Below are 24088 nucleotides of genomic sequence, written 5' to 3'. Positions count from 1 at the left end.
GTTAACTGTTCACTATTCACTGTTAACTGAAAAGTCAGTCATCATCTGCCCCACTCAACTGACTCTCCATTTCCAGTTCCTTGATCTTGCGAGTCAGGGTGTTTCGGCCCCAACCCAGCAGGGCAGCGGCATCGCGTTTGCGGCCACCGGTATGCTGCAGGGCGACCTCGATCATGGTGCGTTCGAAGCCCGGCACCGCCTGATCAAGAATGCTGCGCTCGCCTTGCGACAGGGCACGATCGGCCCAGTTGCGCAGGGATTTCAGCCAGTCACCGCTAACATCCCCACCCTTGCTGACCGTGCTCTCGCGCAGTTCTGGCGGCAGATCATCCACCAATACTTCGCGGCCAGAGGCCATCACGGTTAGCCAGCGGCAGGTATTTTCCAGCTGACGCACATTCCCCTGCCAGGACTGGGTGGACAGGTACTTTTCGGTATCCTTGTGCAGCACCTTGGGCTCAACACCCAACTCATTGGCCGCCCGCTGCAGAAAATAATTGGCCAGCCGCGGGATATCTTCACGGCGCTCGGACAGGCGGGGAATATGAATGCGAATCACATTGAGGCGATGAAACAAATCCTCACGGAAGTCGCCTTCTTTCACCAGCTTTTCCAGATCCTGGTGGGTCGCCGCAATGATCCGCACATCCACATGAATCGGCGTGGTGCCACCAACGCGGTAGAATTCACTTTCCTGTAGCACCCGCAGCAACCGGGTCTGCGCTTCCAGCGGCATATCCCCGATTTCGTCCAGGAACAGCGTGCCGCCATTGGCCTGCTCAAATCGACCAACCCGTTGATTATTGGCACCGGTAAAGGCCCCTTTTTCATGGCCGAACAATTCGGATTCGATCAGGTCCTTGGGGATAGCCGCCATGTTCAGCGCCACGAAGTTTTTCTCCCGGCGCATGGAATGGCGGTGCAGGGCACGGGCCACCAGCTCCTTACCGGTACCGGACTGACCATTGATCAGCACAGTCACATTGGAATGACTGAGACGACCAATCGCCCGGAAGACTTCCTGCATGGCCGGCGCTTCGCCAATGATCTCGGTAGGTGCCTCTTCCACCGCGGCCGGGAATTCGCCGCGAGACTCTTCACGGTGCTTGAGCGCACGGCGCACCAATGCGACCGCTTCGTCCACATCAAAAGGTTTGGGCAGATATTCGAATGCCCCACCCTGATAGGACGCCACTGCCGAGTCCAGATCCGAATGCGCTGTCATGATGATGACCGGCAAATCCGGATTCTTGCGCTGCAGGATCTTGAGCATGCGCAGGCCATCGGTACCCGGCATGCGCACATCACTGATCAGGACGTCCGGTTCCTGGCCGCCATTTTCCAGGGTATTGAGCGCTTCATCGGCATCTTCAAAGCAGGTGACGGCGTAGTTTTCCTGACTCAGCGCCTTTTCCAGCACCCAACGAATGGAGCGGTCATCGTCTACAACCCAAATACTTTCGCTCATGACCTGCTTCTCCCAGGGATCGTGTCTGTGTCTTTCATGACTCTTCTGTCTCAATCAGCTCCGGCTGCTCCATGGGCAACAAAAGACTGAATACGGTTTCACCCGGCACACTTTCGCATTCGATCAGGCCATGATGCTGGCTGATGATCGACTGGGCGATGGAAAGGCCCAACCCCGTGCCGCTGGCGCGGCCACTGACCATGGGATAGAACAGGGTTTCCTGTACTTCCGGGTCGATGCCGGGCCCGTTATCAATAATGTCTACGCGTAACACCAGCCGGTGCCTCAGCACCCCGATCGTGAACTGGCGAAGCACCCGGGTGCGCATCACGATGCGCGCCTGCGGTGTGGACGACTCCAGCAGCGCCTGGGTGGCGTTACGGATCAGGTTCAGCAACACCTGAATCAGTTGATCCCGATCGGCCACCACATCCGGCAAGCTGATGTCGTAATCCCGCCAGATTGATACGCCCTGGGGATGCTCAGCCAGTAGCAACTGGCGTACATGCTCAAGGCACTCATGCACATTGACCGGGCGAAACTCCGGAGGCTTGCGAGGCCCCAGCATCCGGTCCGCCACTGAGCGCAGGCGGTCTGCCTCATCAATAATGACCTTGGTGTACTCGGTCAGCTCCGGGTCTGGCAGGGCACGCTCCAGCAGCTGTGCAGCGCCCCGAATCCCCCCCAACGGATTCTTGATCTCGTGTGCCACCCCTCGTACCAGCGCCCGCGTTGCCTGATGGGCATGCAGCAGCGCTTCCTCGCGGGTAATGCGCAGCAGCCGGTCCAGCGCCTGAAGCTCCAACAAGAGGCACAACGGCTGGCCTGGCTCATTGATGGGGCTGACCGAATAATCCACGGTGACCTCATTGCCCGGCGCAACCGACAATCGCGCCTCCCGGCGCGTGAAGGGGTGCTCGTCACGAATGCACTGCTGCAGGGCAGACCGTGCCTCTTCATCGTCAAAGAAGTAATCAGGCAACGGCTGACCGATAGCCCGTACGGCACTGGTTGCGAGCAGCATTTCCGCTGCCGGATTCAGATAACGCACGTGTAACTTACTATCGAGCATGACCACCGCGGTTCGCAGGTGATCGAGTAACCGTTTGTGCAAGGCGACACCACTCATCAACTATTGGCCCATAACAGGGCACAAGCAATTATCAGGCCACCTCAAGGGAAGCCCTGAAAGCCCGTTTAAGACCCGTCATGTGGGCCCCTAACGCAGGCAGCTCTGCTGAGTGTATCGGTAAGGGGAGTTGGAATGCACCACTTAGGTGCACTGCTAGTTGCGCAGATTGGGGCGAGGTACAACAGGGGTTGGCATTTTGGCGCGACCGGCTGCACCGCCGGTCTCCGCCGCGCCGCCCGTACTGGCGGCACCGCCAGTGCCAGCAGCACCGCCTCGACCTGCCGCACCCCCGACATCCGCTGCCGCCCCATTAGGATCCAGGCCAGGTCGACGACGAAAATCGTAGGCAGTGGACTGGTGAATATAAAACTCCACTGGCGCGGACTCGATTTTGACTTCGCCATCTTCCCCAAGCACTTTGGCGATAACCACGTGCACGCCTCGTTCAGGCGCATTAATCTCCAACCCGGTTTGCTGAACCCCATTGTCGAAAATCACCACCGTATCGCCATCCTGTAAAGCGGGCTGCAGGTCTACACTGATCTGCACCCCACCCTCAGGGTTGCGGATGGTGGCTTCGGCTGCGGGCGATGTGATCTCCAGATGACGGTAACCGCCAAACACCTTGGACTGTTCTCCGCCGACCGTTTTCACCTCGCCGGAGATCTCCACCTTTTCGATCGGCACCGTATTGGTTTCGCGCAATTTCACCTCTTCCGCATCTCCGCTCTCCGGACGCTGATCAGTGAATACTACGTTGCCATTTTCATCTACTGAGCGATAAATCCCGCTTGCCGGCTCACTTCCCGCTTCCGCAGCCCCCAGACCACCGGCCCCCATCGCAAGCAGCAACCCGGCAAATAGCTTCCATTGTGTTTTCATCGTTATCTCCATCGGCTCTCTTGCTGATTCTCCACTGTGCAAAGCCGTCAGGAAAGGGGCAAATGCACAGTTTGCAGCGATAATGCTTGATCCGCACCAGACCCAAACACGCTCAACAGAACAGGAACAGAGGCCTGCCCCCTCCGCCAGACATAAAAAAGCCCCCGACCAGCGGGGGGCTTTTTCACTGCAATCCCGAGGGATTAGCAGGAGTAGTACATGTCGAACTCAACCGGATGCGGGGTCATGTTCAGACGCTCAATCTCACCACGCTTCAGGGAGATGTAGCCGTCCAGCATGTCCTTGGTGAACACGTCACCTTCGGTCAGGAAGTCCATGTCAGCTTCCAGGCAATCCAGCGCCATGGTCAGGGTATGAGCCACGGTCGGGATGTCTTTTGCTTCTTCAGCCGGCAGATCGTACAGATCCTTGTCCATGGCATCGCCAGGGTGCAGCTTGTTCTTGATGCCGTCCAGACCAGCCATCAGCAGTGCGGCGAAGCACAGGTAAGGGTTGGCAGACGGATCAGGGAAGCGTGCTTCGATACGACGCGCCTTGGCGCTGCTCACGAACGGAATACGGATGGAAGCGGAACGGTTACGGGCAGAGTAGGCCAGCATTACCGGGGCTTCGAAGCCGGGCACCAGACGCTTGTAGGAGTTGGTAGAACCGTTGGTGAAAGCATTCAGGGCGCGAGCGTGCTTGATGATACCGCCGATGAAGTACAGCGCCTCGTCGGACAGGCCAGCATAGCCTTCGCCAGCGAACAGGTTCTTGCCATCTTTACCCAGGGATACGTGAACGTGCATACCGGAGCCGTTGTCACCGATCAGCGGCTTGGGCATAAAGGTAGCGGTTTTGCCGTAGGCGTGAGCCACGTTGTGCACGCAGTACTTGAGGATCTGAACTTCGTCAGCCTTGTTGGTCAGGGTGTTGGCGCCAACACCAATCTCACACTGGCCAGCAGTACCCACTTCATGGTGATGCACTTCGATGTTCAGGCCCATGGATTCCATGGCGGAACACATTGCACCACGCAGGTCGTGCAGGCTGTCTACCGGCGGAACCGGGAAGTAACCACCTTTCACACCCGGACGGTGACCGATGTTGCCACCTTCGAAGTCTTCGTGGGACACCCACGCCGCTTCTTCGGAGTGAATGTTGTACATGGAACCCTGCATGTCGGATTTCCACTGCACGGAATCAAATACGAAAAACTCCGGCTCAGGACCGAACAGGGCGGTATCAGCGATACCGGTAGCCTTCAGGTACTCTTCAGCACGCTTGGCAACGGAACGCGGGTCACGCTCATAACCGGTCATGGTGGACGGCTCGAGAATGTCGCAACGCAGGTTCAGGGTGGCCACGTCAGTGAACGGGTCCAGAACGGCAGTAGAGTCGTCAGGCATCATCACCATGTCGGACTCGTTGATGCCTTTCCAGCCAGCGATGGAAGAACCGTCAAACATCTTGCCGTCGGTGAAGAAATCTTCGTCGATTTCACCCACTGGCAGAGTAACGTGCTGCTCCTTACCACGGCTATCGGTGAAGCGCAGGTCCACCCATTTCACATCGTTTTCTTTAATCAGCTTGAGGGTCTTTTCAGACATTGTCGTGCGTCCTCCTAAGGAACAGCGGGTTTATCTCTGACTCGACATATTGCACCGGCATGGAGCAACACAGAGAGCCGGTATTCTCGGCCAAGGGGCCACTAATGCCAATAGGGAGGCAAATACCATGCCAGCCCTTTTTTAGCGCATAGCCCCCAATTGTCAGGGGCCCACAGGGCCATGCACCAACATCATGCACACCCATGGTGCACAACAATCGCGCACAGCACTAAAATAGTGCACCATTGTCCTCGCCGACGCGCAAGACCACAAAACACTCATTACCCTGCTCGGCGGCTTCCAACACTTCGTGGCCGTTAATCCGGCACCAGGCAGGGATATCGTTCAGCGCGCCCGGATCAGTACAGACCACCTTGAGGCAATCCCCTGTCGACAGGGTACGCACCTTGTTCTGCGTTTTGATGACCGGCATCGGGCACAGCAGGCGACGGGTATCCAGCTCGTGAATCACATCAGTCATACCACTACCCCACATTCCAGGCAGGCAATACATCGTCAGGCTGCGCCGGCTTTACCGTCACCTGGCGAGCCACACCATCCGGCTGGCGAATTTCCAGTGTCACCTCGTCCAGCACCCGGCCCTTGGAATAGCGGGCCACAATGGCAGCAGCCTGCTCAAGCTCTTCGTCAGATTCAAAGTTGCCATCGACCAAGGCCAGGGGCCCCGGGCAGCTTACCGTGGTAATGCTGGAGAACATATAACGGTAGCCTTCCAGAAAGCGATTCTCGCCCTCCTCACGGCTGATGATCAACTTGTAGTGGGGTTTCGGCCGCAGGTGGCGCCCCACTTTCAGCAACATGATGTCATCAAGCTCGTAGCGGCGCTCATTACGGGCCTTCCACAGGTCTGACAGCTTGTTGGAATAGGATTCGTCGGTCAGGAAGCAGCACCCTCCCGCTGGCTGGGCAAAATCATCCAGTCCGAACTTCTTCGCCAACGCCATCTGTGGCTTACGGTTTCGGCCGGAAAAATCGTGCAGCTCATCGCGGTTTACCCACCCCTCTCGCTCGGGCAAGGTTGGCGGCAGGTTCTTGGCACAAAGCGGGCGCAACAGACGATCGTCCGCTCCCGACTCCTGACTGATGATCGGCATGGTTTCCTTACGCTGGCTCTTGGGCCGCTGACCAATCACTTCGCCGGTCACAATGAAGTCAAAACCGCGATCGCCAGCGAATTCACGCGCCTTGTTGATCATCAGAGTGGCCTGGTTGACCATGAAAATCTTGCAGTCCAGACAGGGGTTCAGGTTCGCGCCGTAGCCGTGCTTGGGGTTCAGCACCACATCCTTGTACTCTTCGGAAATATCAATGATGTGCAGCTTGATGCCAAGCTGTTCGGCCACCCACAGGGAGTTATTGCGCTTTTCCTTGTCCTTGTCCTTCTTGCGAATGGCATGAGTATGCCCTTCCACACAGAAGCCGGTGAAAAAGTTCACCCCTTCCACTTCGATGCCCTGCTCCTGCATGACCTTCACGGCCAGCATGGAATCCAGTCCGCCGGACACCAGCGCGATCGCGCGCCGCTTGATGGGTTGGGTTGCCTGAGTCATGTGAAAAACCTGTGCTGGGGGCCGCACCGCGTGCCGCCCTGGCTCGGAAATTGGGCGGCGAAGTATAGCAATGGCGGGGCCTGCACGCATCCATCCCCCGTGCCGCCTGTCACTTGAATGTCATCCTGCAACGGCACACTCCTGCGCCACATGCTGTTTACGGAGAGTCCTGCATGAGACGCTGGCTCCGCCGTACCGCCCTCCTTGCGGTGCTGGCACTGACTGCCGCAGGCCTTGGCTGGTGGTTCCATACCCCCCACGGCCCCTGGCTTGTGCATGACCGACCACTGGCCGGACAGCGGGTGTGCGCCATCGGCGATGGCGGCTGGGGCAACCCGGCCTCCCTGGCCGTCGGCCAGGCCCTGGTGACACTGGGCTGCGACCAAATCCGCTATCTGGGCGATCTGGTCTATCCGGACGGAATTCGCGACGCCAACGATCCGCTCATCGACAGCCGCTTCTTGCCACCCCTGCAGCCAGCGCTGGATGCCGGCATTCCCGTCTATCTGGTGCTGGGTAACCATGACTGGAAACAGAACGGCAACGCCTGGCTTGAGGTGGCGCGTCGCCACCCTCTGATTCACCTTCCCCACTTTTACTACTTTGAGCAATGGCCAGATGCCTGTGCATTCAGTCTGGAGACGACCTGGTTTGAAAAGTGGTATTACTTTCACCGGCAAATCAACTGGCTCACGGCCAGCCAGCAGATGGCCCAAGAGTATGGCTGCCAATTCAGTTTGGGGTTTGCCCACCACCCCATGTTCAGTACCGGCTCCCACGGCAACGCCCATGAAATGATCAACATTGGACTGAAACAAAAACTGGTGGGGCATCTGGACTTGCTGGTCGGCGGCCACGACCACATCTTGTCCGATGAAGGAGAATACCAGGACACCCGGCAACTGATATCAGGTTCCGCCAGCATCAACAACGACCTCGGTCCTGCCAGTGACGCACAGCACTTCACCCGCGCCACACACGGCCTGGTTACCCTGGATTTTGAAAAAACCGAGACCGGCCTGCGTGTCGACTACCGTTTTTACAGTGTTCTTGGCAATCCGCAGGACCCGCTGATCACCCTGCTGTGGCAGGGCGACCAGAATGGGCAGGGAATCCGCTAGCGATCAGGAAGGGTCCTGAGGCTCCACCGCCACCGGGCCGGCGACGGCAAATTTCGACTTGGAAAATGCAATACGTTCAGCGGCCGGCAGGTCCTTGTCACCCACCGTTTCAAGGTGATCCTCGATAATCCGGCAGCGGCGCAGCAAACCGTCATCCATGGCAATCTGGATATTCAGCCCCGGGCGGGCATTAAGCTCGAGCATCATTGGGCCATGATCACGATCCATGACCAGATCGACACCCAGATAGCCCAGCCCCGTCAGGTCATAACAGCGGGCCGCCAGTGACAGGCAATCTTCCCAGTCAGGCACGGTCAGCCCCGCCACCGCATTGGCCGTGTCCGGATGCCGCTGGATCTTGCGATTGAGCCAGGTGCCATCCAGCGTCACACCGGTGGACAGGTCCAGGCCGACGCCAATCGCGCCCTGATGCAGGTTTGCCTTGCCCTGGGACTGCCGGGTAGGCAAACGCAACATGGCCGCCACAGGGTAGCCCTTGAGCACGATGATGCGAATGTCCGGCACACCTTCATAGCTGATGCGCTTGAACAATTCGGTGGACGTCACCCGATACTCGATGAGCGCCTGATCGCGGTGACCACCCAGCGAGTAGATCCCGGAGATGATGCCGGAAATATGGTGCTCCAGCTCTTCGAGGGTAATGATGCGGCCGGACGCTGAGCGGAAATAGTCTTCAAAGCGATCGGCGATCACCATGATGCCATCCCCGCCAGCCCCCTCCGCGGGCTTGATAACAAAATCCCGGTGCGTATCCACCACCTTGCGCAGGGTGCTGATACCCTGCTCGGTGGCAATGGTGCCGTACAACTCCGGCACTCTGATGCCGGCATCCAGCGCCATCTTCTTGGTCTTGATCTTGTCATCCACCAACGGATACAGGCTGCGCTTGTTGTAACGCAGAATGTAGTCACCGTTGCGCTGGTTGATACCCATGACGCCACGGGCGCGCAGAGCCTTGCGGGTCTTGGACCACAACATCAGTGCTTGTCCCCCTCCACCATGGCACGGAAACGCACCAGCTCAGTAAGCCGATAACCCCGGTAGTGCCCCATCAGCACCATGAAAGACGCCAGACACAGCAGCACGCCCGGGAAGGTAAAGACAAAGTACACCAGAGGCTGCCACACCATCAGCAGGTGACAAAGAATCGCGGTAAACAGGGTACCCAGCGCCACCTTGAGTGACTGACTGCCCCCCCGTTCTTCCCAGACGATGGAGGTGCGCTCAATCACCATGGTCAACACCACCATCGGGAACAGGCCCACGGACAGCCCGGAGCCCATGCCCAGCTTGTAGCCCAACAGACTCAGCAACGCCATGGTGATCACTACAAAGGTCAGCACCACTGACAAGCGCGGCAACAGCTGCAACTTCAAGTGCTCAAGATAGGATCGCACCGACAGGCCAATGGCGGTAATAAAGGTGAACAGCAGCACACCGTACAATACCTGGGTCTCACGAAAGGCCAGCGCGATCAGCACCGGGGTAAAGGTCCCCAACGTCTCCATGCCCACCAGCGACCGCATCAGCAGCACCAGAATCACCCCTACCGGGATCATGATCAGAATGCGATACAACTGCTGTGCCGGCAGCGGCAATTCGTAGAGCGAGAAGTCGATAAAACTCTCGGCATCCTTCATCCGCAGGGACTGGGCCAGCTGCAGCGCACTCATTTCATTACGGTGAACACTGAAGGACACATTCCCGGATTTGCCGCCATCCAGCTTGAGCAACGACTCCGCCCCACGCCACCAGACCAGGCGATCTTCCGGGAGCCCTTGCTGACCGTTCACCGGGTTGAAGTAAAGCCACTGTTTGCCGTTGTAGCTACGCAGCCATAACTCGGGCTGCTGCCCCTGACTCTCTGCAAGCCGCAAGGTATGCACCGGCTCGGCAGGAATGTGGGACATCGCCAGCAGCAGGTCGACCACCTTGGCCCGGTTTTCCGGGCTCAAGTCACTGCCCAGCAGCAACTGGACATTGTCGTTTTCCAGCTCATTGACGCGCTTGATGGTCTCGCTGATAAATGTTTCCACATCTGCGGAATGCTGACGGATCGGCTCCAGCAGCGCCTCGGCAGCAAGACGGTCCGGGCCCTTCAGGGCAGGTGCAGGACGAAACTGGGGGCCGGGTTCATTTTCCGGTGCCTCTGCATAACGCTGGGTCAACATCAGCCGGTAATACAGGTATTGATTGCCCTCGGCCCGCCGGGACGACCAGGTCACCTGTCGATTACCCTTCTCCGTATTGACGTTGACGCCATAATTATTGGAGATAAAGCTTTCGTTCAGGGTGGTGTAGCTGCCGTTCGCCGGCGGCACAAACATCCGCACCTTAACCGGCTTGTTGGGCCGGGCATTAAACCCGACCTCGGCGTCCACCACCCAGACCTGATCGGTTTCATCCTGGCTGAGCGGCACGTGCTGCACAAAGACCTGATAGAGAACACTGCCAACCCCCAGCGACAGCAGGAAGAAGGCAAGCAAACGCGCCTGAAACTTGACTGAACCCATTATTGCGCCTCGGCAGCCTCCGTCATTTCAACATGGTTTACGTCGTTAGCCGGCGACTCACACTTGGGCGAGCCGCCAATATGCTGACTGGATGGATCCACCACTGCCGCCAGCTTCTGTAACGCGTGCGACCCCATCAGCATGGGGTAACTGAATTCACTGCGATCGGTCAGGTTAACTTCGATCTGTTGCTGGCGCTTGCCCATGCACACTGTCAGCAACACCACCGGGCGACTGCGGTACTCGCGCTCGTCACCTTCCAGGCTCTCGGCACGCTGCTTGATCCTCACATGCCCCGCCAGCGGCAGCTCGATGTCATCCCACTGGGACTGTGTGATTCCCAGTTCTTCACGATCATCCCGATCAATCGCCAGATCAAACTCCACCATTTGCTGGCCATCACGGGTAAAGGTCTTGATGTAACGGGCGCTCAACGAGGCGCTGTCCGCCCCGGTATCCAGCTTGGCAGGCACTGTGACCCCCAGCTCTTCGATATACACCTGCTCATGCAAGCCATAAATCATCTTGCTGGCCGACGCCTCGGCACTGGCTTCCCAGGACACCCCGAGCAACATCAGCCAGAAAGGAATTCGCATCTTAACAACCTGATATCAAAAGCGTTACTGCCCCCGAGCCGCAGACAAAGGCGACCCGTCAGGCCCCCTATGACCCGGCCCGGGGCAAATGGTTGCGCCATTCTAGGACAACAATCTGGCCCGCGCAGGAACAACCGTAAAATCGTGAACTGCTTCACAGTGCGCAATCTTACGACAAAGCCCGACCGATGGGCTATCACCAGCCCAAAGCGCTGTTATAATGCGCGCCCCTGCGGGCTGGTGATAACCGGCCTGCTCATTTTTCACTGGAGCTACACTCGTGATTGAACGCCTGCGCAATATCGCCATCATCGCCCACGTTGACCACGGCAAGACCACCCTGGTGGACAAGCTGCTGCAACAGTCCGGCACCCTGGGAGATCGCGCTGGCGATATCGAGCGGGTCATGGACTCCAACGATCTGGAGAAGGAACGGGGCATTACCATCCTCTCCAAGAACACTGCTATCCAGTGGAACGACTATCGCATCAACATCGTGGACACCCCCGGACACGCCGACTTCGGCGGTGAGGTAGAGCGCGTCATGTCCATGGTGGATTCCGTACTACTACTGGTAGACGCGGTAGACGGCCCCATGCCGCAGACCCGCTTTGTTACCCAGAAGGCATTTGCCGCTGGCCTCAAGCCGATCGTGGTGATCAACAAGATCGACCGTCCCGGCGCGCGCCCTGACTGGGTCATGGACCAGGTCTTTGACCTGTTCGATAACCTGGGTGCCACCGACGAGCAGCTGGACTTCCCGGTAATCTATGCCTCCGCCCTGAACGGCATCGCCGGCATGGAAGCCGACAACCTGGCCGACGACATGACCCCCCTGCTGGAAGCCATTGTCGATAAAGTGGCCTACCCGGATGTGGACGCTGATGGCCCCTTCCAGATGCAGATTTCCTCCCTGGACTACAACAGCTACCTGGGCATCATCGGCATCGGCCGGGTCAAGCGTGGCCAGATCAAGGCCAACAGCCCGGTGAAAGTGATCGGCGCCGACGGCGAAGTCCGCAGCGGCAAGATCCTCACTATCATGGGTTATCACGGCCTGGAGCGTGTGGACGCCCCTACCGCCTCTGCTGGCGAAATCGTCTGCATTACCGGCCTGGACCCGCTGAACATTTCCGACACCCTGTGTGACCCGGCCAATGTGGAAGCCCTGACCCCGCTGAGCGTGGACGAGCCTACCGTGAGCATGTTCTTCCACGTGAACACCTCGCCTTTCGCGGGCCAGGACGGCAAGTTCGTCACCAGCCGCCAGATTCGCGAGCGCCTGGAAGCCGAGCTCAAGCACAACGTGGCCCTGCGCGTGGAAGAAACCGGAAGCGCCGACCAGTTCCGCGTCTCCGGCCGTGGTGAACTACACCTGTCGGTACTGATCGAGAACATGCGCCGTGAAGGCTTCGAACTGGCCGTGGGCCGTCCGCAGGTGATCATTCGTGAAGAAGATGGCGTGAAGCAGGAGCCCTACGAAACCGTGGTGGCCGATGTGGAAGAGCAGCACCAGGGCTCCATCATGGAGCAGCTGGGTCTGCGCAAGGCCGAGATGACCAACATGGAACCGGACGGCAAGGGCCGTGTACGCCTGGAATTCCTGGTGCCGAGCCGTGGCCTGATCGGTTTCCGTAGCCAGTTCCTGACCCTGACGTCCGGCACCGGTATCCTCAACAGCACGTTCAGCCACTATGGCGAGTTCAAGGCGGGTGACATGGCCAAGCGCATCAACGGTGTGCTGGTGTCCATGGTCAAGGGCAAGGTGCTGGGCTTCGCCCTGTTCAATCTGCAGGAACGTGGCCGCATGCTGATCGACCCGAATGTGGACGTCTACGAAGGCCAGATCATCGGTATTCACAGCCGTGGCAACGACCTGGTCGTAAACCCCACCAAGGGCAAGCAGCTGACCAACATGCGCGCCTCCGGCACCGATGAGAACATCGTTCTCACCCCGCCGATCCGCTTCAGCCTGGAGCAGGCACTGGACTTCATTGAAGATGACGAGCTGGTTGAGGTCACCCCCAACCATCTGCGTCTGCGCAAGAAGCTGCTTACCGAGACCGAACGCAAGCGCGCCGGTCGCTAATAAGGCTGCCAGTCCTGATAAGGCTGGTGCACCCTGCCATGCAGGGGCGCCAGCCTGCCCTGGGCCTCCAGGGCATCCAACGCCTCTTCCAGCAATGCGGCTGTCCGGTCGCCCGCCGCCCCCTTTGGCACAATCAGCACATCGTCATAGCAGTGAAACAGGCTGCGGTGGATATTTTTCAGGCCACTGGCGCGCAGCATGCTGTCCGTTTCTTCCTGGGCACCGATAAAGCCATCGAGCCGCCCACGGGCCACCAGGCCCAACCCCTGACGCAATTCAGTAATCCCCTCCAGCGGCAAGGCAAACAGGTCCAGATTGGCACTCAAGGTGGCCACTCGCAGCGCCCCTTGCTCAGCCCCTCGACTCGCCTGGGCCGCTGTCAGGGGCGCCTCGCGAGCGGAATACAGCACCATGCAGACCTTGCCCATGGGCCGCTCCACATAGCGCCAGGGCAGTGACGGCAAATCCAGTGAGGGATTGCGAATCATCGGCAGATGAAAGTCTGCCCGCCCGGTTGAGGCGTCGTGAATTGAGCGCACAAACGGCGCCACCCGGATCTGGAGACTCACCGCTGGCAAGGCATCGTCCATAGCCACCAGCAAGTCAATAAACGGGCCACTCAGATCGGGGTTGGCCAACCCCGGGATATGCGCCACCGTTCCCACCAGCATCACAGGGGAGCTAGCTGCCCGCGCACTGCCCACCAACAAGCCGAGCAGCACGCCCACCACCATTCCGAGTATCAGGCCACGCCCAAAAGCACCGGGCCAGGACGCAGAAGGTTCACGGGAGCGAGACGACGTCAACTCTTCTGCTTGCTGCTGTTGTTCATAGTCCGCGACCACCTCCCGCGCCCGCGACTCGTCATCATTGTCTACCCACACCGATGCCAGCCCGGCCACCATGTGTGCCTCCAGGCCATCACACGCCTGATAGACACACCTCACGGCCCGACTGCTTCCCTGTTGACCACTTCCAGCAAGCGATAACGCAGCGCACTGCCGTCAGCAGGCGGGTTTTCCACCTCACTGACCGCCACCCTCAGGGTATAGCGGAACCCCTGCTCGAACTGGAAGCCTTCAATCGTGTTATAGAAAAGCTGATAGTTTTCCGTCTCTGAGTGCCGCACCCGCATGCAGTCCATGGGGCCTGCGCCGATACAGGCTGACGTATAGGGGGCAACATACAGCAACTCCCCTTCCGGCTGTGGCTCACTGCACGCCGTCAGCAACAGCAGCAACCCTATCCATCCGCGTCTCATCGTCCTTGTCCTGTTATTCTTCATACTCATCAATATCACGCGCTACCCACCACGGCAAAAATCCATGCTGCATATCGCCCTGTACGAACCCGAGATCCCGCCGAACACCGGCAACATTATCCGCCTGGCCGCCAATACCGGCGCCCAGCTCCACCTCATCAAGCCCCTGGGCTTTTCCCTCGAGGAAAAAAAACTGCGCCGTGCCGGCCTCGATTACCGGGAATTTGCCAACCTGCAATTACACGACAACTTCGCCCGTTTTATGGACCATACCACCGGACAACGGCTGTTTGCGCTGACCACAAAAGCCAGCTGCCCCCATAGCACGGCGAATTTCCAGGACGGCGACATCCTGCTGTTCGGCCCGGAAACCCGCGGACTTCCCCAGTCAGTCATCGAATCACTCCCTCCCAAACAACGCCTGCGCCTGCCCATGGTTGCCGACAGCCGCAGCCTCAACCTGAGCAACGCCGTGGCGGTAACACTGTATGAGGCTTGGCGACAGTTGGGATACGCAGGGGCAGTGAACAGTTAACAGTGAATAGTGAACAGCGCGCGAGGCAGGTTTGTTTTAGCCTTAAACACAAGAGGCCGCGCCCATTGCCTGGGCGCGGCCTCTTGTGTTTAAGAACAGGTCAACGACGCTTCGCGACGCTATTCACTGTTAACTGTTCACTGCACCGTTTCGCCTGCCGCCTCAGCCTGCGCAGCTTGCTGCTGACGCTGCTGCTGGTACAGCGCATCGAAGTTGATCGGCTGTAGCACCATTTGCGGGAAGGATGCCTTGGCAACCAGATCAGAGACCACTTCGCGCACATAGGGGAACAACATGTTCGGGCAGTAGGCGCCGAGCAGTTGGGCGCGCTCTTCACCTTCGATGCCCTTCACGGTAAAGATCCCGGCCTGCTTGACCTCCACCAGATAGAAGGTCTTTTCTTCTTTCTCGTCCTTGGCGGTCACGGTAACCGTCAGCTCAACCTCGAACTCATTACCTTCACCAATGCGGCGAGCACCATTGTTCAGTTGCACATTTACCTTGGGTTTCCATTCCTGCAGAAACACATCCGGCGCCCCTGGGCACTCGAAGGAAGCATCCTTCAGATAAAGGCGTTGCAGTTGGAAAACCTGTTGTTGTTCGTCAGCCATGTCTCTCTCCTTACTCCCCCGAATCAGCGCTGAGCAGGCCATCCAGCTCGCCCGCGCGCTCCAGAGCATACAGTTCATCGCAACCACCGATGGGGTGGCCATTTATAAATATCTGCGGCACCGTGCGTGCCCCGCCGCGCTGCTGCATTACCAGCCGCTGCTGCGGATCACGGTCCACATCAGTGTCCTCGTAGGACACATTTTTGCTGTCCAGCAACCGCTTGGCGCGGATGCAGAACGGGCACCAGGCCGTGGTATACAGCTCGACCCGTGCCATCAGCCCTTCACCACAGGCAAAGAGGCAGACCGCCAGGCATTGATTCCGCCCTGAATCCGATAGAGATCCGCGAAGCCCTTGGTGCGTAGCTGTCTGCCAAGATGTGAGGCCTTGCTACCCATATCACAAGTGAGAATCAGCGGTTTCTCCTTGTATTTTTCCAGTTCTGCAATACGCTCTAGGGCCTGACCGGCAGGAATATTGAGGCTGCCAGCAATGTGCCCGGCGCGAAATTCATCGCCATCACGCAGATCGACGATGACCGCGTCCTGCTGATTGACCAGATTGGTGGCCATTTGCGGGGTCAGTGGCTTGCCGCCCCGGCGGGACTCAAGCACAAAGAACACCGCCCATAGCAGGAAGAAAGCGGACACCAGAAGATAATGGTTACTGGCAAACTCGAAAAGCTGACTCATGAGAACCCCGGATCAAGGTATACAGCCACAGCCGGGACCGCCGTCATCGCCCCCTGCAGCAAGATAAAATCGGCGCCAAGTATACACACCCCCAGGGGGGTAAGGTAAAACCATGCGGCTGCAAATCCTGTTACTACTCTTGCTTCCCGCTCTCAGCCTGGCAGCAGACACGCCTTCCAGGGCCGATCTGGAAGAGTTGAAATCGCGAATACGTACCCTCAGTGACGCCCAAGGCAAGGAATTGCGGGAGCGAGACGCCCTGCAGGCAGAGTTGCGTGAAGCCGACCTGCGCATCAGCCGGCTATCCAAAGAACGCCGTCAACTGGAACGCAAGGTCAGCGAGTCCCAACAACGGCTTGAGGCTTTGCGCGAAGAGCAGGCCCGCCTCGCCAGGGACAAACAAGCCCAGCTGACCTGGCTGGCCAAAACCCTGCGCGCCAGCTACCAGAGCGGCCGTCAGGAACGCCTCAAGCTGCTGCTCAACCAGGAACAACCCGACCAGATTGCCCGCCTGATGCGCTACCAGGAATATTACCAGCGTGCTCGCACCGAACGGCTTGAGACGCTAAGCGGTGAACTCACGGAGCTGCAAGCCATTAGTGCCAGAGTCAATCAGGCCCGCAGCGCCCTGTTGGACCAGCGCAGTGATGTGCAGCGCCATGAGGAGAAACTGCAACAGGCACAGGCCTCACGACAACAGACCCTCGCGATGCTCAACCAGTCACTCAAGGAACGTGGCGGCAATATCGACCGCCTGAAATCCGATCAGGACCGACTGGAAAAACTGCTCTCTGACATGCAGCGCAGCCTGGATGACATCCCTGCCGAGATCGGGGGCAAGCCGTTTGGCAAGCTCAGCGGCAAACTGCCCTGGCCGGTGGAAGGCCGCATCGCCACCAGTTACAACAGTCGCCGTGAAGGCGCCCTGCGCTGGCAGGGGGTGATCCTGTCTGCCCCGACAGGCAGTCCGGTACGCGCCATTCACCCTGGCCGCGTGGTCTATGCTGACTGGTTGCGCGGCTATGGCCTGCTCACCATTGTCGATCACGGCGACGGCTACCTGACACTATACGGCCACAATCAGTCGCTGTTACGCGAGGTGGGAGAGTGGGTGGCCACCGGCGATCCTCTGGCCCTTGCCGGCAACACCGGCAGCAATCAGGGCAGCGGCCTGTACTTCGAAATTCGCCACCGTGGCAAGGCCCAGAACCCGGCACGCTGGTGCGACCGCCGTGTTACACTGCCCACGCTGGGACGCCTTTAGTTTGCATGCCGCAGCCACACAAACAACATCGCGCCGGCCACCGGAATGGCCGGGCATCCGGGGATAATGAATGCCTGAATTCACGCTCACAGCCCTGCGCTCCGCCATGCTGGTGGGAGTCCTTTCCGCTTTGCCTTTCTGTCCCGTTCACGCTGAAGACCCGGCACTGGATCAGCAGGCCCGCCAACAGGGTGTCCCGGTGGACGAACTGCGCGCCTTCGCCGAAGTCATGGAGCGCATCCGTGGCGCCTACATCGAACAGATCGATGATCGCGAACTGCTGGAGTCGGCCATCCGCGGCATGCTGTACGAACTCGATCCCCACTCCAGCTACCTGACCCCCGATCAGTTCGATGATCTGCAGGTCACGACCACCGGCGAGTTTGGCGGACTGGGCATCGAAGTCACTATGGAAGATGGCTTCGTCAAAGTGGTCACGCCTGTGGATGATTCCCCCGCCAGCAAGGCCGGCATCCAGGCCGGTGACCTGATCCTCAAGATTGACGACACCTTCGTCAAAGGCCTGTCGCTGGGTGAAGCTGTGGAGTTAATGCGCGGCGAGGTGGGCTCGGAAATCGAGCTGATGGTCCTGAGCGAAGGAGAAGAGAACCCTCGCCAGGTCACACTCAAGCGCGACAAGATCCAGATGCACAGCGTCAAATCCCGCTTGCTTGAGCCCGGGCTTGGCTATGTGCGCATCTCCCAGTTCCAGAATAATACTGGCAGCGATACCGCCAAAGCACTCAAAAAGCTGGCCGCCGAGGGGGCGCTCAAAGGCCTGATTATGGACCTGCGCAACAATCCTGGCGGGGTGCTGGGGGGAGCCGTGGAAGTGGCCGACCTGTTCCTTGATGAAGGTCTGGTGGTCTACACCGAAGGTCGCCAGCCCGGTAGCCGCAGCGAGTTCAAGGCCAAACCCGGCGACCAGCTGGCTGGCGTCCCGCTGGTGGTACTGGTGAATGGCGGCAGCGCCTCCGCCTCTGAAATTGTGGCTGGCGCACTGCAAGACCAACATCGCGCCATCGTGGTTGGCAATCGCACCTTCGGTAAAGGTTCCGTTCAAACGGTGCTGCCACTGAGCAAGGACCGCGCCCTCAAACTGACCACGGCCCGCTACTACACCCCCAATGGCCGCTCCATTCAGGCCGAAGGCATCGAACCGGATATCAGTGTCGATGTAGTGACTCGTCTGGAAGTGCGCGAAGACCAGCAGGTCCGCGAAGCGGACCTGCCGCGCCACCTGGATAACGAGAACGGCGAACACAAGAGCAGCGAAAACCCCCGCTCTCTGGCTCAGGAAGATTACGCTCTGGCCCAGGCTCTCTCGGTACTCAAAGGCGTAGTACTGGCCCAGACTGGCCGCGCCGGAACCCAACCCGGCAGTGATTCCGACTGATGCCTCGCCTGCTGATGGCCATGGCGATGCTGGCAGCCAGCCAGCTCGCCCTGGCCGCGCCACGTATCGCCATCATCATTGATGACCTTGGCTACAGCTATTCCCGAGGCAAGGCCATCACCGACCTGCCCGCCGATGTGACCTGCGCGGTAATTCCGTTCTCACCCCATGGGCCCCGCCTGGCAGAACGCGCCAGCCTGGCAGGCAAGGAAGTCATCGTGCACATGCCCATGGCCGCCCAACAGCAGGCCAGACTCGATCGGGGCGGGCTGACACTGGGCATGCAGCAGACGGAGATATTGCAGGCGGTGCGCGAGGCGCTAGGGCAGGTTCCCCAGGCCCGCGGGCTCAACAACCACATGGGCAGCGCCCTGACAGAGCAGGCCGAACCCATGGGCTGGTTGATGGGCGAACTGAAAGCGCACCAGCTATTCTTTGTGGACAGCCGCACCAGCGGCCGCTCTGTAGCGCAACGCACCGCCCAGCGTGTCGGCATCGCCAGCGCAGGGCGAGACATCTTCCTGGATAATCAGCGCGATCTCGCCAGCATCAATCGTCAGTTCAACAAGCTGCTCCAGCTGGCACGACAGCGCGGGCAGGCAATCGCCATAGGCCACCCCTACCCGGAAACCGTGCACTATCTGCAGCAAGTGTTGCCCCTGATGGAGCAAGCGGGCATTGACGTCGTGCCGGTCTCGGACCTGCTGGAGGCGCCGGCAGTGAACACCGCCGATGCCTCCCCACAGGCTCAGGCAGAATCCTGAGCCCGGCCAATCCCGGTCAGGCGCGCATAGCCAATCATCAGGAAGCCGAACACAAACATCAGCACTCCATACACCGCTGACGGCACTGACATCGCCTCGGATTGCAGTAACGTCAGTGTCACCATCAACCCCAGCGTGCCATTCTTGATGCCAAGCTCGATAGCCACGGTAAAAGCCTGATCACGGCTGAGGCCAATCAGACGCCCGCCGACCATACCGAGCACAATGCCGGCCACATTGAGGATGATGGCAGACACACCCGCCTTCTTGAACAAATCCAGCGCCTCTTCGCCCAGCTCGATCAACAGCAACGCAATCACGGCCACCAACACCAGCAACCCGAGCAGACCGACGGCTTTCTCCCCTTTTTCCGCCCAGGACTGACGAAAATGCCGAATGGCCATGCCGATCGCGACAGGCAGGAGAATGATGACGATCAGGGTGATGATGGTGCGCAGCACCGGCAGCTCGAAGCTTTGTGACGAGTCCTGAAAGCGCTCCAGTGCCCAACCGGTGAACGCGGGCAAGGTCAACACCGTGATCAGACTGGCAAGCACCGTCAGCACGATGGACAGCGCCACATCCCCGCGCCCCAGGTAGACGAACAGGTTGGACGTGGTTCCCCCCGGGCAGGCCGCAATCACGATCAGGCCAACCGCCAATGCCGGAGACAGGTCCATGGCATGGGCCACGCCCAGAGCAATCAAGGGAAGCAGGAGGATTTGGCAAACCAGCCCGTAGGCGGTGCCTCGCGGGGCGATGGCGACTTCCCGGAAGTCGCGCGGGGTGAGGGTCATACCCATCCCCACCATGATCAGAAACAGGGATATCGGCAACCCGATATCAATCAATGCGCTGGAACCCATGTTTTACTCTCCCGGACGACTTCTTATAGGTATACGTTTGAGAGTAAATCAGCGAACCGGGCGCGGCCAGTGGCAGAGCATGAACGGCATTGAGGATGGCGCATTTGGCCATGGGGATGCAGGAAGCCTGACGCAAAACGAAAGGTGGGCAGTGGTTCGCTGTGGGAGCTTGCCTGCAAGCGATTGCGCCTTGATTAAAGCATCATCGCTTGCAGGCAAGCTCCCACAACGATGCAAGCAGAACTGTTGAATGATCACAAAAAACCGCCGGGATCGGCGGTTTTTTAGCGTCAGGCTTCAGACGTCGAGCATCTGGGGAAAATCACAGCCTCATCTCAATGCCGGCGTTCTGCATGTAACGCTTGGCATCTGCCACGGTGTACTCGGCAAAGTGGAAAATCGAGGCCGCCAGCACTGCATCCGCCCCGCCCTGAATCACACCATCCACCAGGTGCTGAAGGTTACCCACCCCACCGGAGGCAATCACCGGTACCGGCACCGCATCGGAAATGGCACGGGTCAGGGCAATATCAAACCCGTTTTTGGTGCCATCGCGATCCATACTGGTCAGCAGGATCTCGCCAGCTCCGTAATCCGTCATGCGCTTTGCCCACTCGACCGCATCCAGCCCGGTGGGCTTGCGGCCACCATGAGTGAAAATTTCCCAGCGGTTGGGCTCGCTTTCCGCACTGACTTTCTTGGCGTCAATGGCCACCACAATGCACTGGGAGCCAAAGCGCTCAGCCGCTTCGCGAACAAACTCCGGGTTGTGCACCGCAGCGGAGTTGATGCCTACCTTATCCGCCCCCGCGTTAAGCAGGTTACGGATATCTTCAAGGGTGCGAACGCCGCCTCCCACCGTCAGCGGGATAAACACCTGGCTGGCGATCTGCTCCACCGTGTGCAGGGTGGTATCACGCCCTTCATGGCTGGCGGTGATATCCAGAAAGGTGATTTCATCGGCGCCGGCGTCGTTATAACGCTTGGCCACTTCCACCGGGTCCCCCGCATCGCGGATATCCACGAACTGGACTCCCTTGACCACTCGCCCGTCGTCCACATCCAGACAGGGGATAATCCGTTTGGCTAAACCCATGACAATACCCTCCGATCAGGCACTGATCAGCTCGTCGGAAAGCGCCTGGCCTTCAGCGAAATCCAGCGTTTTCTCGTAGATAGCTCGGCCGGTGATAGCACCACTGATACCCAGTTTCGACACCGCGCACAGGTTACGTACATCTTCCAGATTGGTGATACCACCGGAGGCAATCACCGGAATGGAAATGGATTCGGCCAGGCGCAAGGTGGCTTCCACATTCACCCCCTGCAGCATGCCGTCACGGCTGATATCGGTGTAGACGATGGCAGACACACCATCATCCTGAAACTGCCGGGCCAGGTCGATCACATCAACATCGGTGACATTCGCCCAGCCATCCGTCGCTACCTTGCCGTCTTTGGCGTCCAGTCCGACGATAATGTGGCCAGGGAACTGCTTGCACATGTCGCGCACAAACTCGGGTTCGTTCACCGCCTTGGTACCAATGATCACCCACTGCACACCGGCATCCAGATACGCCTGGATAATCTCAGGGCTGCGGATACCCCCACCAATCTGAATCGGCAGATCCGGATGCTTCTGGGCAATCGCCTTGACGATATCGCCATTCACCGGCTCACCGGCAAACGCCCCATTCAGGTCCACCAGGTGCAAACGGCGAGCCCCCTGCTCTACCCAGTGGGTGGCCACCGCCACAGGATCGTCGGAAAATACCGTGTCGTCTTCCATACGCCCCTGCTTGAGGCGAACACATTTACCGTCTTTCAAATCAATGGCAGGAATCAAAAGCATCGTGATTTCTCAAAACTGGGTTGCCCTACAGGAAGGCAACGGATGAAACGGGGTTATCGCTGTCAACTGTCCACTATCAATGGATCTCAAGGCTGCCAGCGCAGGAAATTTTCCAGCAGGGTCAGGCCGGCATCTGCGCTTTTCTCCGGGTGGAACTGCACCGCAAAGACATTATCGCGCGTGACCGCAGCGGCAAAACGGCGACCATAGTCGCAGTAGCCCGCCACTTCAGACTCCGGCACATCGGTGGCGCAGTAGCTGTGGACAAAGTAGAAACGGGCATTATCGGCAATGCCTGCCCACATGGGGTGAGCCATGCCCTGCTGGACCTGGTTCCAGCCCATATGGGGCACTTTCAGCTTGTTACCGGTTTCACCCAGCATCTCACCGAAAAAACTCACCTGACCACTGAACACGCCCAGACAGTCAATACCGTTGTTTTCTTCACTGCGGGCCAGCAAGGCCTGCATGCCGACACAGATGCCCAGCAATGGCTTGCCCGCCGCCACCACATCGTGGATGGCCTGATCGAGCCCGGTGTCGCGCAGCACTGCGATACAGTCCCGGATCGCGCCGACACCGGGAAACACCACCCGATCCGCCGCGCGAACTTGGTCCGGGTCGCTGGTAATCAAAATCGTCTGGCCGCTGGCTACTTTCTCCAGCGCCTTGCTGGCAGAGTGCAAATTACCCATGCCGTAGTCGATGACGGCAACCACTTCAGTCATCTTTTTCGCTCAACGTACCTTTGGTGGAAGGGGTAATGCCGTCCATGCGCGGATCAGGCTCCACCGCCATGCGCAGGGCGCGCCCGAAAGCCTTGAAGACCGTCTCGGCCTGGTGGTGGGCATTCTTGCCACGCAGGTTATCGATGTGCAGGGTCACCATGGCGTGGTTGACCAGCCCCTGAAAGAACTCGTAGAACAGGTCCACATCAAAGCCGCCAATGCTGCCGCGGGTGAAATCCACGAACATTTCCAGACCGGGGCGGCCCGACAGGTCGATCACCACGCGCGACAGGGCTTCGTCCAGCGGCACATAGGCATGCCCGTAGCGGCGAACACCTTTCTTGTCACCAATCGCCTTGGCAAAGGCCTGCCCCAAGGTGATGCCGATATCTTCCACCGTGTGGTGGGCATCGATGTGCAAATCCCCTTTGGCCTTGATCTCCAGATCGACCAGACCATGGCGAGCCACCTGATCCAGCATGTGCTCGAGAAACGGCAGGCCGGTGTCCAGCTTGCACTGGCCGGTGCCATCCAGATTGATCGTGACCTGAATCTGGGTTTCCAGGGTGTTGCGCTCAACAGTAGCGCTTCGCTTGCTCATCTCTTTCTCCCGGTTTGAAGAGCCTCTGCATCGTCATCCCACCCGCCCGACGCACCAACAACGGTGCCCGGAATGCACAAAGGGGTTATTCAGAAGATCCAGGGGCGGCTATTATACGCAGCCCGACAGCCCCGAACCAGCGAAGGAGCCCCCATGCCGATCAGCGTTCAGGCCCACCCCCTGACCCAGCAAGAATGCGACACCTTTGACAAGGTGCTTCGCGAAGACCCGCAATACCGTGAAAAGCTGGCATCCGCGCTGTCTACAGGCGATCGCAGGCTGTTTGTGGCCCACTTCAATGGCCAGCGGGTGGCTATCGCCCTGATAGAAGAAAACCAACCGCGTCTGGACTGGATGGTGGTTCATCCGGCCACTCGCGGCCGGGGCGTTGGCAAGGATTTCGTCCGCCTGATCGGCAAGGCCCTGGGCGAGCCCCTGACCCTGCCGGACCACTGCACCGGCTGACAGGACTACTCGCTCAGCCGGGGAGCCTCTGAATAACGCCTTACATGCT

At 59.1% G+C, this 24088-nt stretch carries 26 protein-coding genes; 7 read left to right on the top strand and 19 right to left on the bottom strand.

Annotated features, from left to right (window positions below; genetic code table 11):
- Positions 1-34: 34 nt before the first annotated feature.
- The 6 genes from glnG to A15D_RS15380 all read right to left on the bottom strand — a co-directional run bounded on the left by glnG (position 35) and on the right by A15D_RS15380 (position 6663).
- Positions 35-1468, bottom strand: a complete 1434-nt coding sequence (gene glnG / locus A15D_RS15405; RefSeq protein WP_022984399.1) for a nitrogen regulation protein NR(I) — start codon at positions 1466-1468, stop codon at positions 35-37.
- Positions 1469-1502: 34 nt separating this feature from the next.
- Positions 1503-2597 carry a nitrogen regulation protein NR(II) gene (glnL, locus tag A15D_RS15400; protein WP_102792655.1) on the bottom strand — a complete coding sequence of 365 codons (1095 nt, stop codon included), beginning with the start codon at positions 2595-2597 and terminating at the stop codon, positions 1503-1505.
- 156 nt (positions 2598-2753) lie between these two features.
- A complete protein-coding gene (locus A15D_RS15395; RefSeq protein WP_158245821.1) occupies positions 2754-3482 on the bottom strand; it encodes a DUF4124 domain-containing protein in 729 nt (242 codons plus the stop codon).
- A 203-nt stretch (positions 3483-3685) separates the two neighbouring features.
- Positions 3686-5092, bottom strand: a complete 1407-nt coding sequence (gene glnA, locus A15D_RS15390) for a glutamate--ammonia ligase (protein WP_022984396.1) — start codon at positions 5090-5092, stop codon at positions 3686-3688.
- A 229-nt stretch (positions 5093-5321) separates the two neighbouring features.
- Positions 5322-5573 carry a sulfurtransferase TusA family protein gene (locus tag A15D_RS15385; RefSeq protein WP_102792653.1) on the bottom strand — a complete coding sequence of 84 codons (252 nt, stop codon included), beginning with the start codon at positions 5571-5573 and terminating at the stop codon, positions 5322-5324.
- Positions 5574-5577: 4 nt separating this feature from the next.
- Positions 5578-6663, bottom strand: a complete 1086-nt coding sequence (locus A15D_RS15380; RefSeq protein WP_102792652.1) for a tRNA (5-methylaminomethyl-2-thiouridylate)-methyltransferase — start codon at positions 6661-6663, stop codon at positions 5578-5580.
- Positions 6664-6836: 173 nt separating this feature from the next.
- On the opposite strand from A15D_RS15380, the gene A15D_RS15375 reads away from it, so the two are divergent.
- Positions 6837-7784, top strand: coding sequence for a metallophosphoesterase (locus A15D_RS15375; protein ID WP_102792651.1), 948 nt, complete (start codon positions 6837-6839; stop codon positions 7782-7784).
- A gap of 3 nt (positions 7785-7787) precedes the next feature.
- On the opposite strand, the gene A15D_RS15370 is transcribed toward A15D_RS15375, so the two are convergent.
- The 3 genes from A15D_RS15370 to A15D_RS15360 are packed head-to-tail and all read right to left on the bottom strand — an operon-like array spanning position 7788 to position 10914.
- Entirely contained in the window at positions 7788-8783 is a 996-nt protein-coding gene (locus A15D_RS15370) for an alpha-L-glutamate ligase-like protein (RefSeq protein ID WP_102792650.1), read from the bottom strand.
- Positions 8783-10318, bottom strand: coding sequence for an inactive transglutaminase family protein (locus tag A15D_RS15365; protein ID WP_102792649.1), 1536 nt, complete (start codon positions 10316-10318; stop codon positions 8783-8785). Before A15D_RS15365 ends, A15D_RS15370 begins: the two co-directional genes overlap by 1 nt.
- Positions 10318-10914 carry a RimK/LysX family protein gene (locus A15D_RS15360; protein WP_102792648.1) on the bottom strand — a complete coding sequence of 199 codons (597 nt, stop codon included), beginning with the start codon at positions 10912-10914 and terminating at the stop codon, positions 10318-10320. Before A15D_RS15360 ends, A15D_RS15365 begins: the two co-directional genes overlap by 1 nt.
- Positions 10915-11194: 280 nt before the next feature.
- Here A15D_RS15360 and typA point away from each other — a divergent pair, with 280 nt between their 5' ends.
- Positions 11195-13003, top strand: a complete 1809-nt coding sequence (gene typA, locus A15D_RS15355) for a translational GTPase TypA (protein WP_102792647.1) — start codon at positions 11195-11197, stop codon at positions 13001-13003.
- Here the strand turns inward: typA and A15D_RS15350 are convergent.
- Positions 13000-13950: a DUF2007 domain-containing protein gene (locus tag A15D_RS15350; protein WP_146026898.1), complete on the bottom strand. Its 951-nt coding sequence runs from the start codon at positions 13948-13950 to the stop codon at positions 13000-13002. The genes typA and A15D_RS15350 overlap by 4 nt on opposite strands.
- Positions 13947-14264: a DUF4377 domain-containing protein gene (locus A15D_RS15345; protein WP_102792645.1), complete on the bottom strand. Its 318-nt coding sequence runs from the start codon at positions 14262-14264 to the stop codon at positions 13947-13949. Before A15D_RS15345 ends, A15D_RS15350 begins: the two co-directional genes overlap by 4 nt.
- 64 nt (positions 14265-14328) lie before the next feature.
- On the opposite strand from A15D_RS15345, the gene trmL reads away from it, so the two are divergent.
- Positions 14329-14799, top strand: a complete 471-nt coding sequence (gene trmL / locus A15D_RS15340; RefSeq protein ID WP_102792644.1) for a tRNA (uridine(34)/cytosine(34)/5-carboxymethylaminomethyluridine(34)-2'-O)-methyltransferase TrmL — start codon at positions 14329-14331, stop codon at positions 14797-14799.
- Positions 14800-14936: 137 nt separating this feature from the next.
- Here the strand turns inward: trmL and secB are convergent, their stop codons facing one another.
- Genes secB through A15D_RS15325 form a run of 3 tightly spaced genes read right to left on the bottom strand, consistent with a single transcriptional unit; the run spans position 14937 to position 16103 of the window.
- On the bottom strand, positions 14937-15410 hold the full coding sequence (gene secB / locus A15D_RS15335; protein ID WP_102792643.1) for a protein-export chaperone SecB: 474 nt from the start codon (positions 15408-15410) through the stop codon (positions 14937-14939).
- A 10-nt stretch (positions 15411-15420) separates the two neighbouring features.
- Entirely contained in the window at positions 15421-15687 is a 267-nt protein-coding gene (gene grxC / locus A15D_RS15330; RefSeq protein ID WP_102792642.1) for a glutaredoxin 3, read from the bottom strand.
- Positions 15687-16103, bottom strand: a complete 417-nt coding sequence (locus A15D_RS15325) for a rhodanese-like domain-containing protein (RefSeq protein WP_102792641.1) — start codon at positions 16101-16103, stop codon at positions 15687-15689. Before A15D_RS15325 ends, grxC begins: the two co-directional genes overlap by 1 nt.
- A gap of 112 nt (positions 16104-16215) precedes the next feature.
- On the opposite strand from A15D_RS15325, the gene A15D_RS15320 reads away from it, so the two are divergent.
- From A15D_RS15320 to A15D_RS15310, 3 genes are all read left to right on the top strand, one after another.
- Entirely contained in the window at positions 16216-17367 is a 1152-nt protein-coding gene (locus tag A15D_RS15320) for a murein hydrolase activator EnvC (protein ID WP_102792640.1), read from the top strand.
- 70 nt (positions 17368-17437) lie between these two features.
- Complete coding sequence (locus tag A15D_RS15315; protein WP_102792639.1) at positions 17438-18763, top strand: S41 family peptidase; 1326 nt, start codon at positions 17438-17440, stop codon at positions 18761-18763.
- On the top strand, positions 18763-19527 hold the full coding sequence (locus A15D_RS15310) for a divergent polysaccharide deacetylase family protein (protein ID WP_102792638.1): 765 nt from the start codon (positions 18763-18765) through the stop codon (positions 19525-19527). Before A15D_RS15315 ends, A15D_RS15310 begins: the two co-directional genes overlap by 1 nt.
- On the opposite strand, the gene A15D_RS15305 is transcribed toward A15D_RS15310, so the two are convergent.
- From A15D_RS15305 to hisB, 5 genes are all read right to left on the bottom strand, one after another.
- Positions 19512-20393 carry a bile acid:sodium symporter family protein gene (locus A15D_RS15305; RefSeq protein ID WP_102792637.1) on the bottom strand — a complete coding sequence of 294 codons (882 nt, stop codon included), beginning with the start codon at positions 20391-20393 and terminating at the stop codon, positions 19512-19514. The genes A15D_RS15310 and A15D_RS15305 overlap by 16 nt on opposite strands.
- Positions 20394-20715: 322 nt before the next feature.
- Positions 20716-21489 carry an imidazole glycerol phosphate synthase subunit HisF gene (gene hisF / locus A15D_RS15300; RefSeq protein ID WP_102792636.1) on the bottom strand — a complete coding sequence of 258 codons (774 nt, stop codon included), beginning with the start codon at positions 21487-21489 and terminating at the stop codon, positions 20716-20718.
- A gap of 15 nt (positions 21490-21504) precedes the next feature.
- Complete coding sequence (gene hisA / locus A15D_RS15295; RefSeq protein WP_102792635.1) at positions 21505-22245, bottom strand: 1-(5-phosphoribosyl)-5-[(5-phosphoribosylamino)methylideneamino]imidazole-4-carboxamide isomerase; 741 nt, start codon at positions 22243-22245, stop codon at positions 21505-21507.
- 86 nt (positions 22246-22331) lie between these two features.
- Positions 22332-22973, bottom strand: a complete 642-nt coding sequence (hisH, locus tag A15D_RS15290; RefSeq protein WP_102792634.1) for an imidazole glycerol phosphate synthase subunit HisH — start codon at positions 22971-22973, stop codon at positions 22332-22334.
- Positions 22966-23574 (bottom strand): imidazoleglycerol-phosphate dehydratase HisB, encoded by a 609-nt coding sequence (gene hisB / locus A15D_RS15285; RefSeq protein WP_022984770.1) that lies wholly within the window; start codon positions 23572-23574, stop codon positions 22966-22968. Before hisB ends, hisH begins: the two co-directional genes overlap by 8 nt.
- 153 nt (positions 23575-23727) lie before the next feature.
- Between hisB and A15D_RS15280 the strand changes: the two genes are divergently transcribed.
- The gene (locus tag A15D_RS15280; RefSeq protein ID WP_102792633.1) at positions 23728-24039 is read left to right on the top strand and encodes a GNAT family N-acetyltransferase; all 312 of its coding nucleotides are present in this window, start codon (positions 23728-23730) and stop codon (positions 24037-24039) included.
- Positions 24040-24088 lie beyond the last annotated feature (49 nt).

The organism is Alcanivorax sp. MD8A, from assembly GCF_002888555.1.
Taxonomy (GTDB): domain Bacteria; phylum Pseudomonadota; class Gammaproteobacteria; order Pseudomonadales; family Alcanivoracaceae; genus Alcanivorax.
This window is presented reverse-complemented; position numbering and strand designations above follow the sequence as displayed.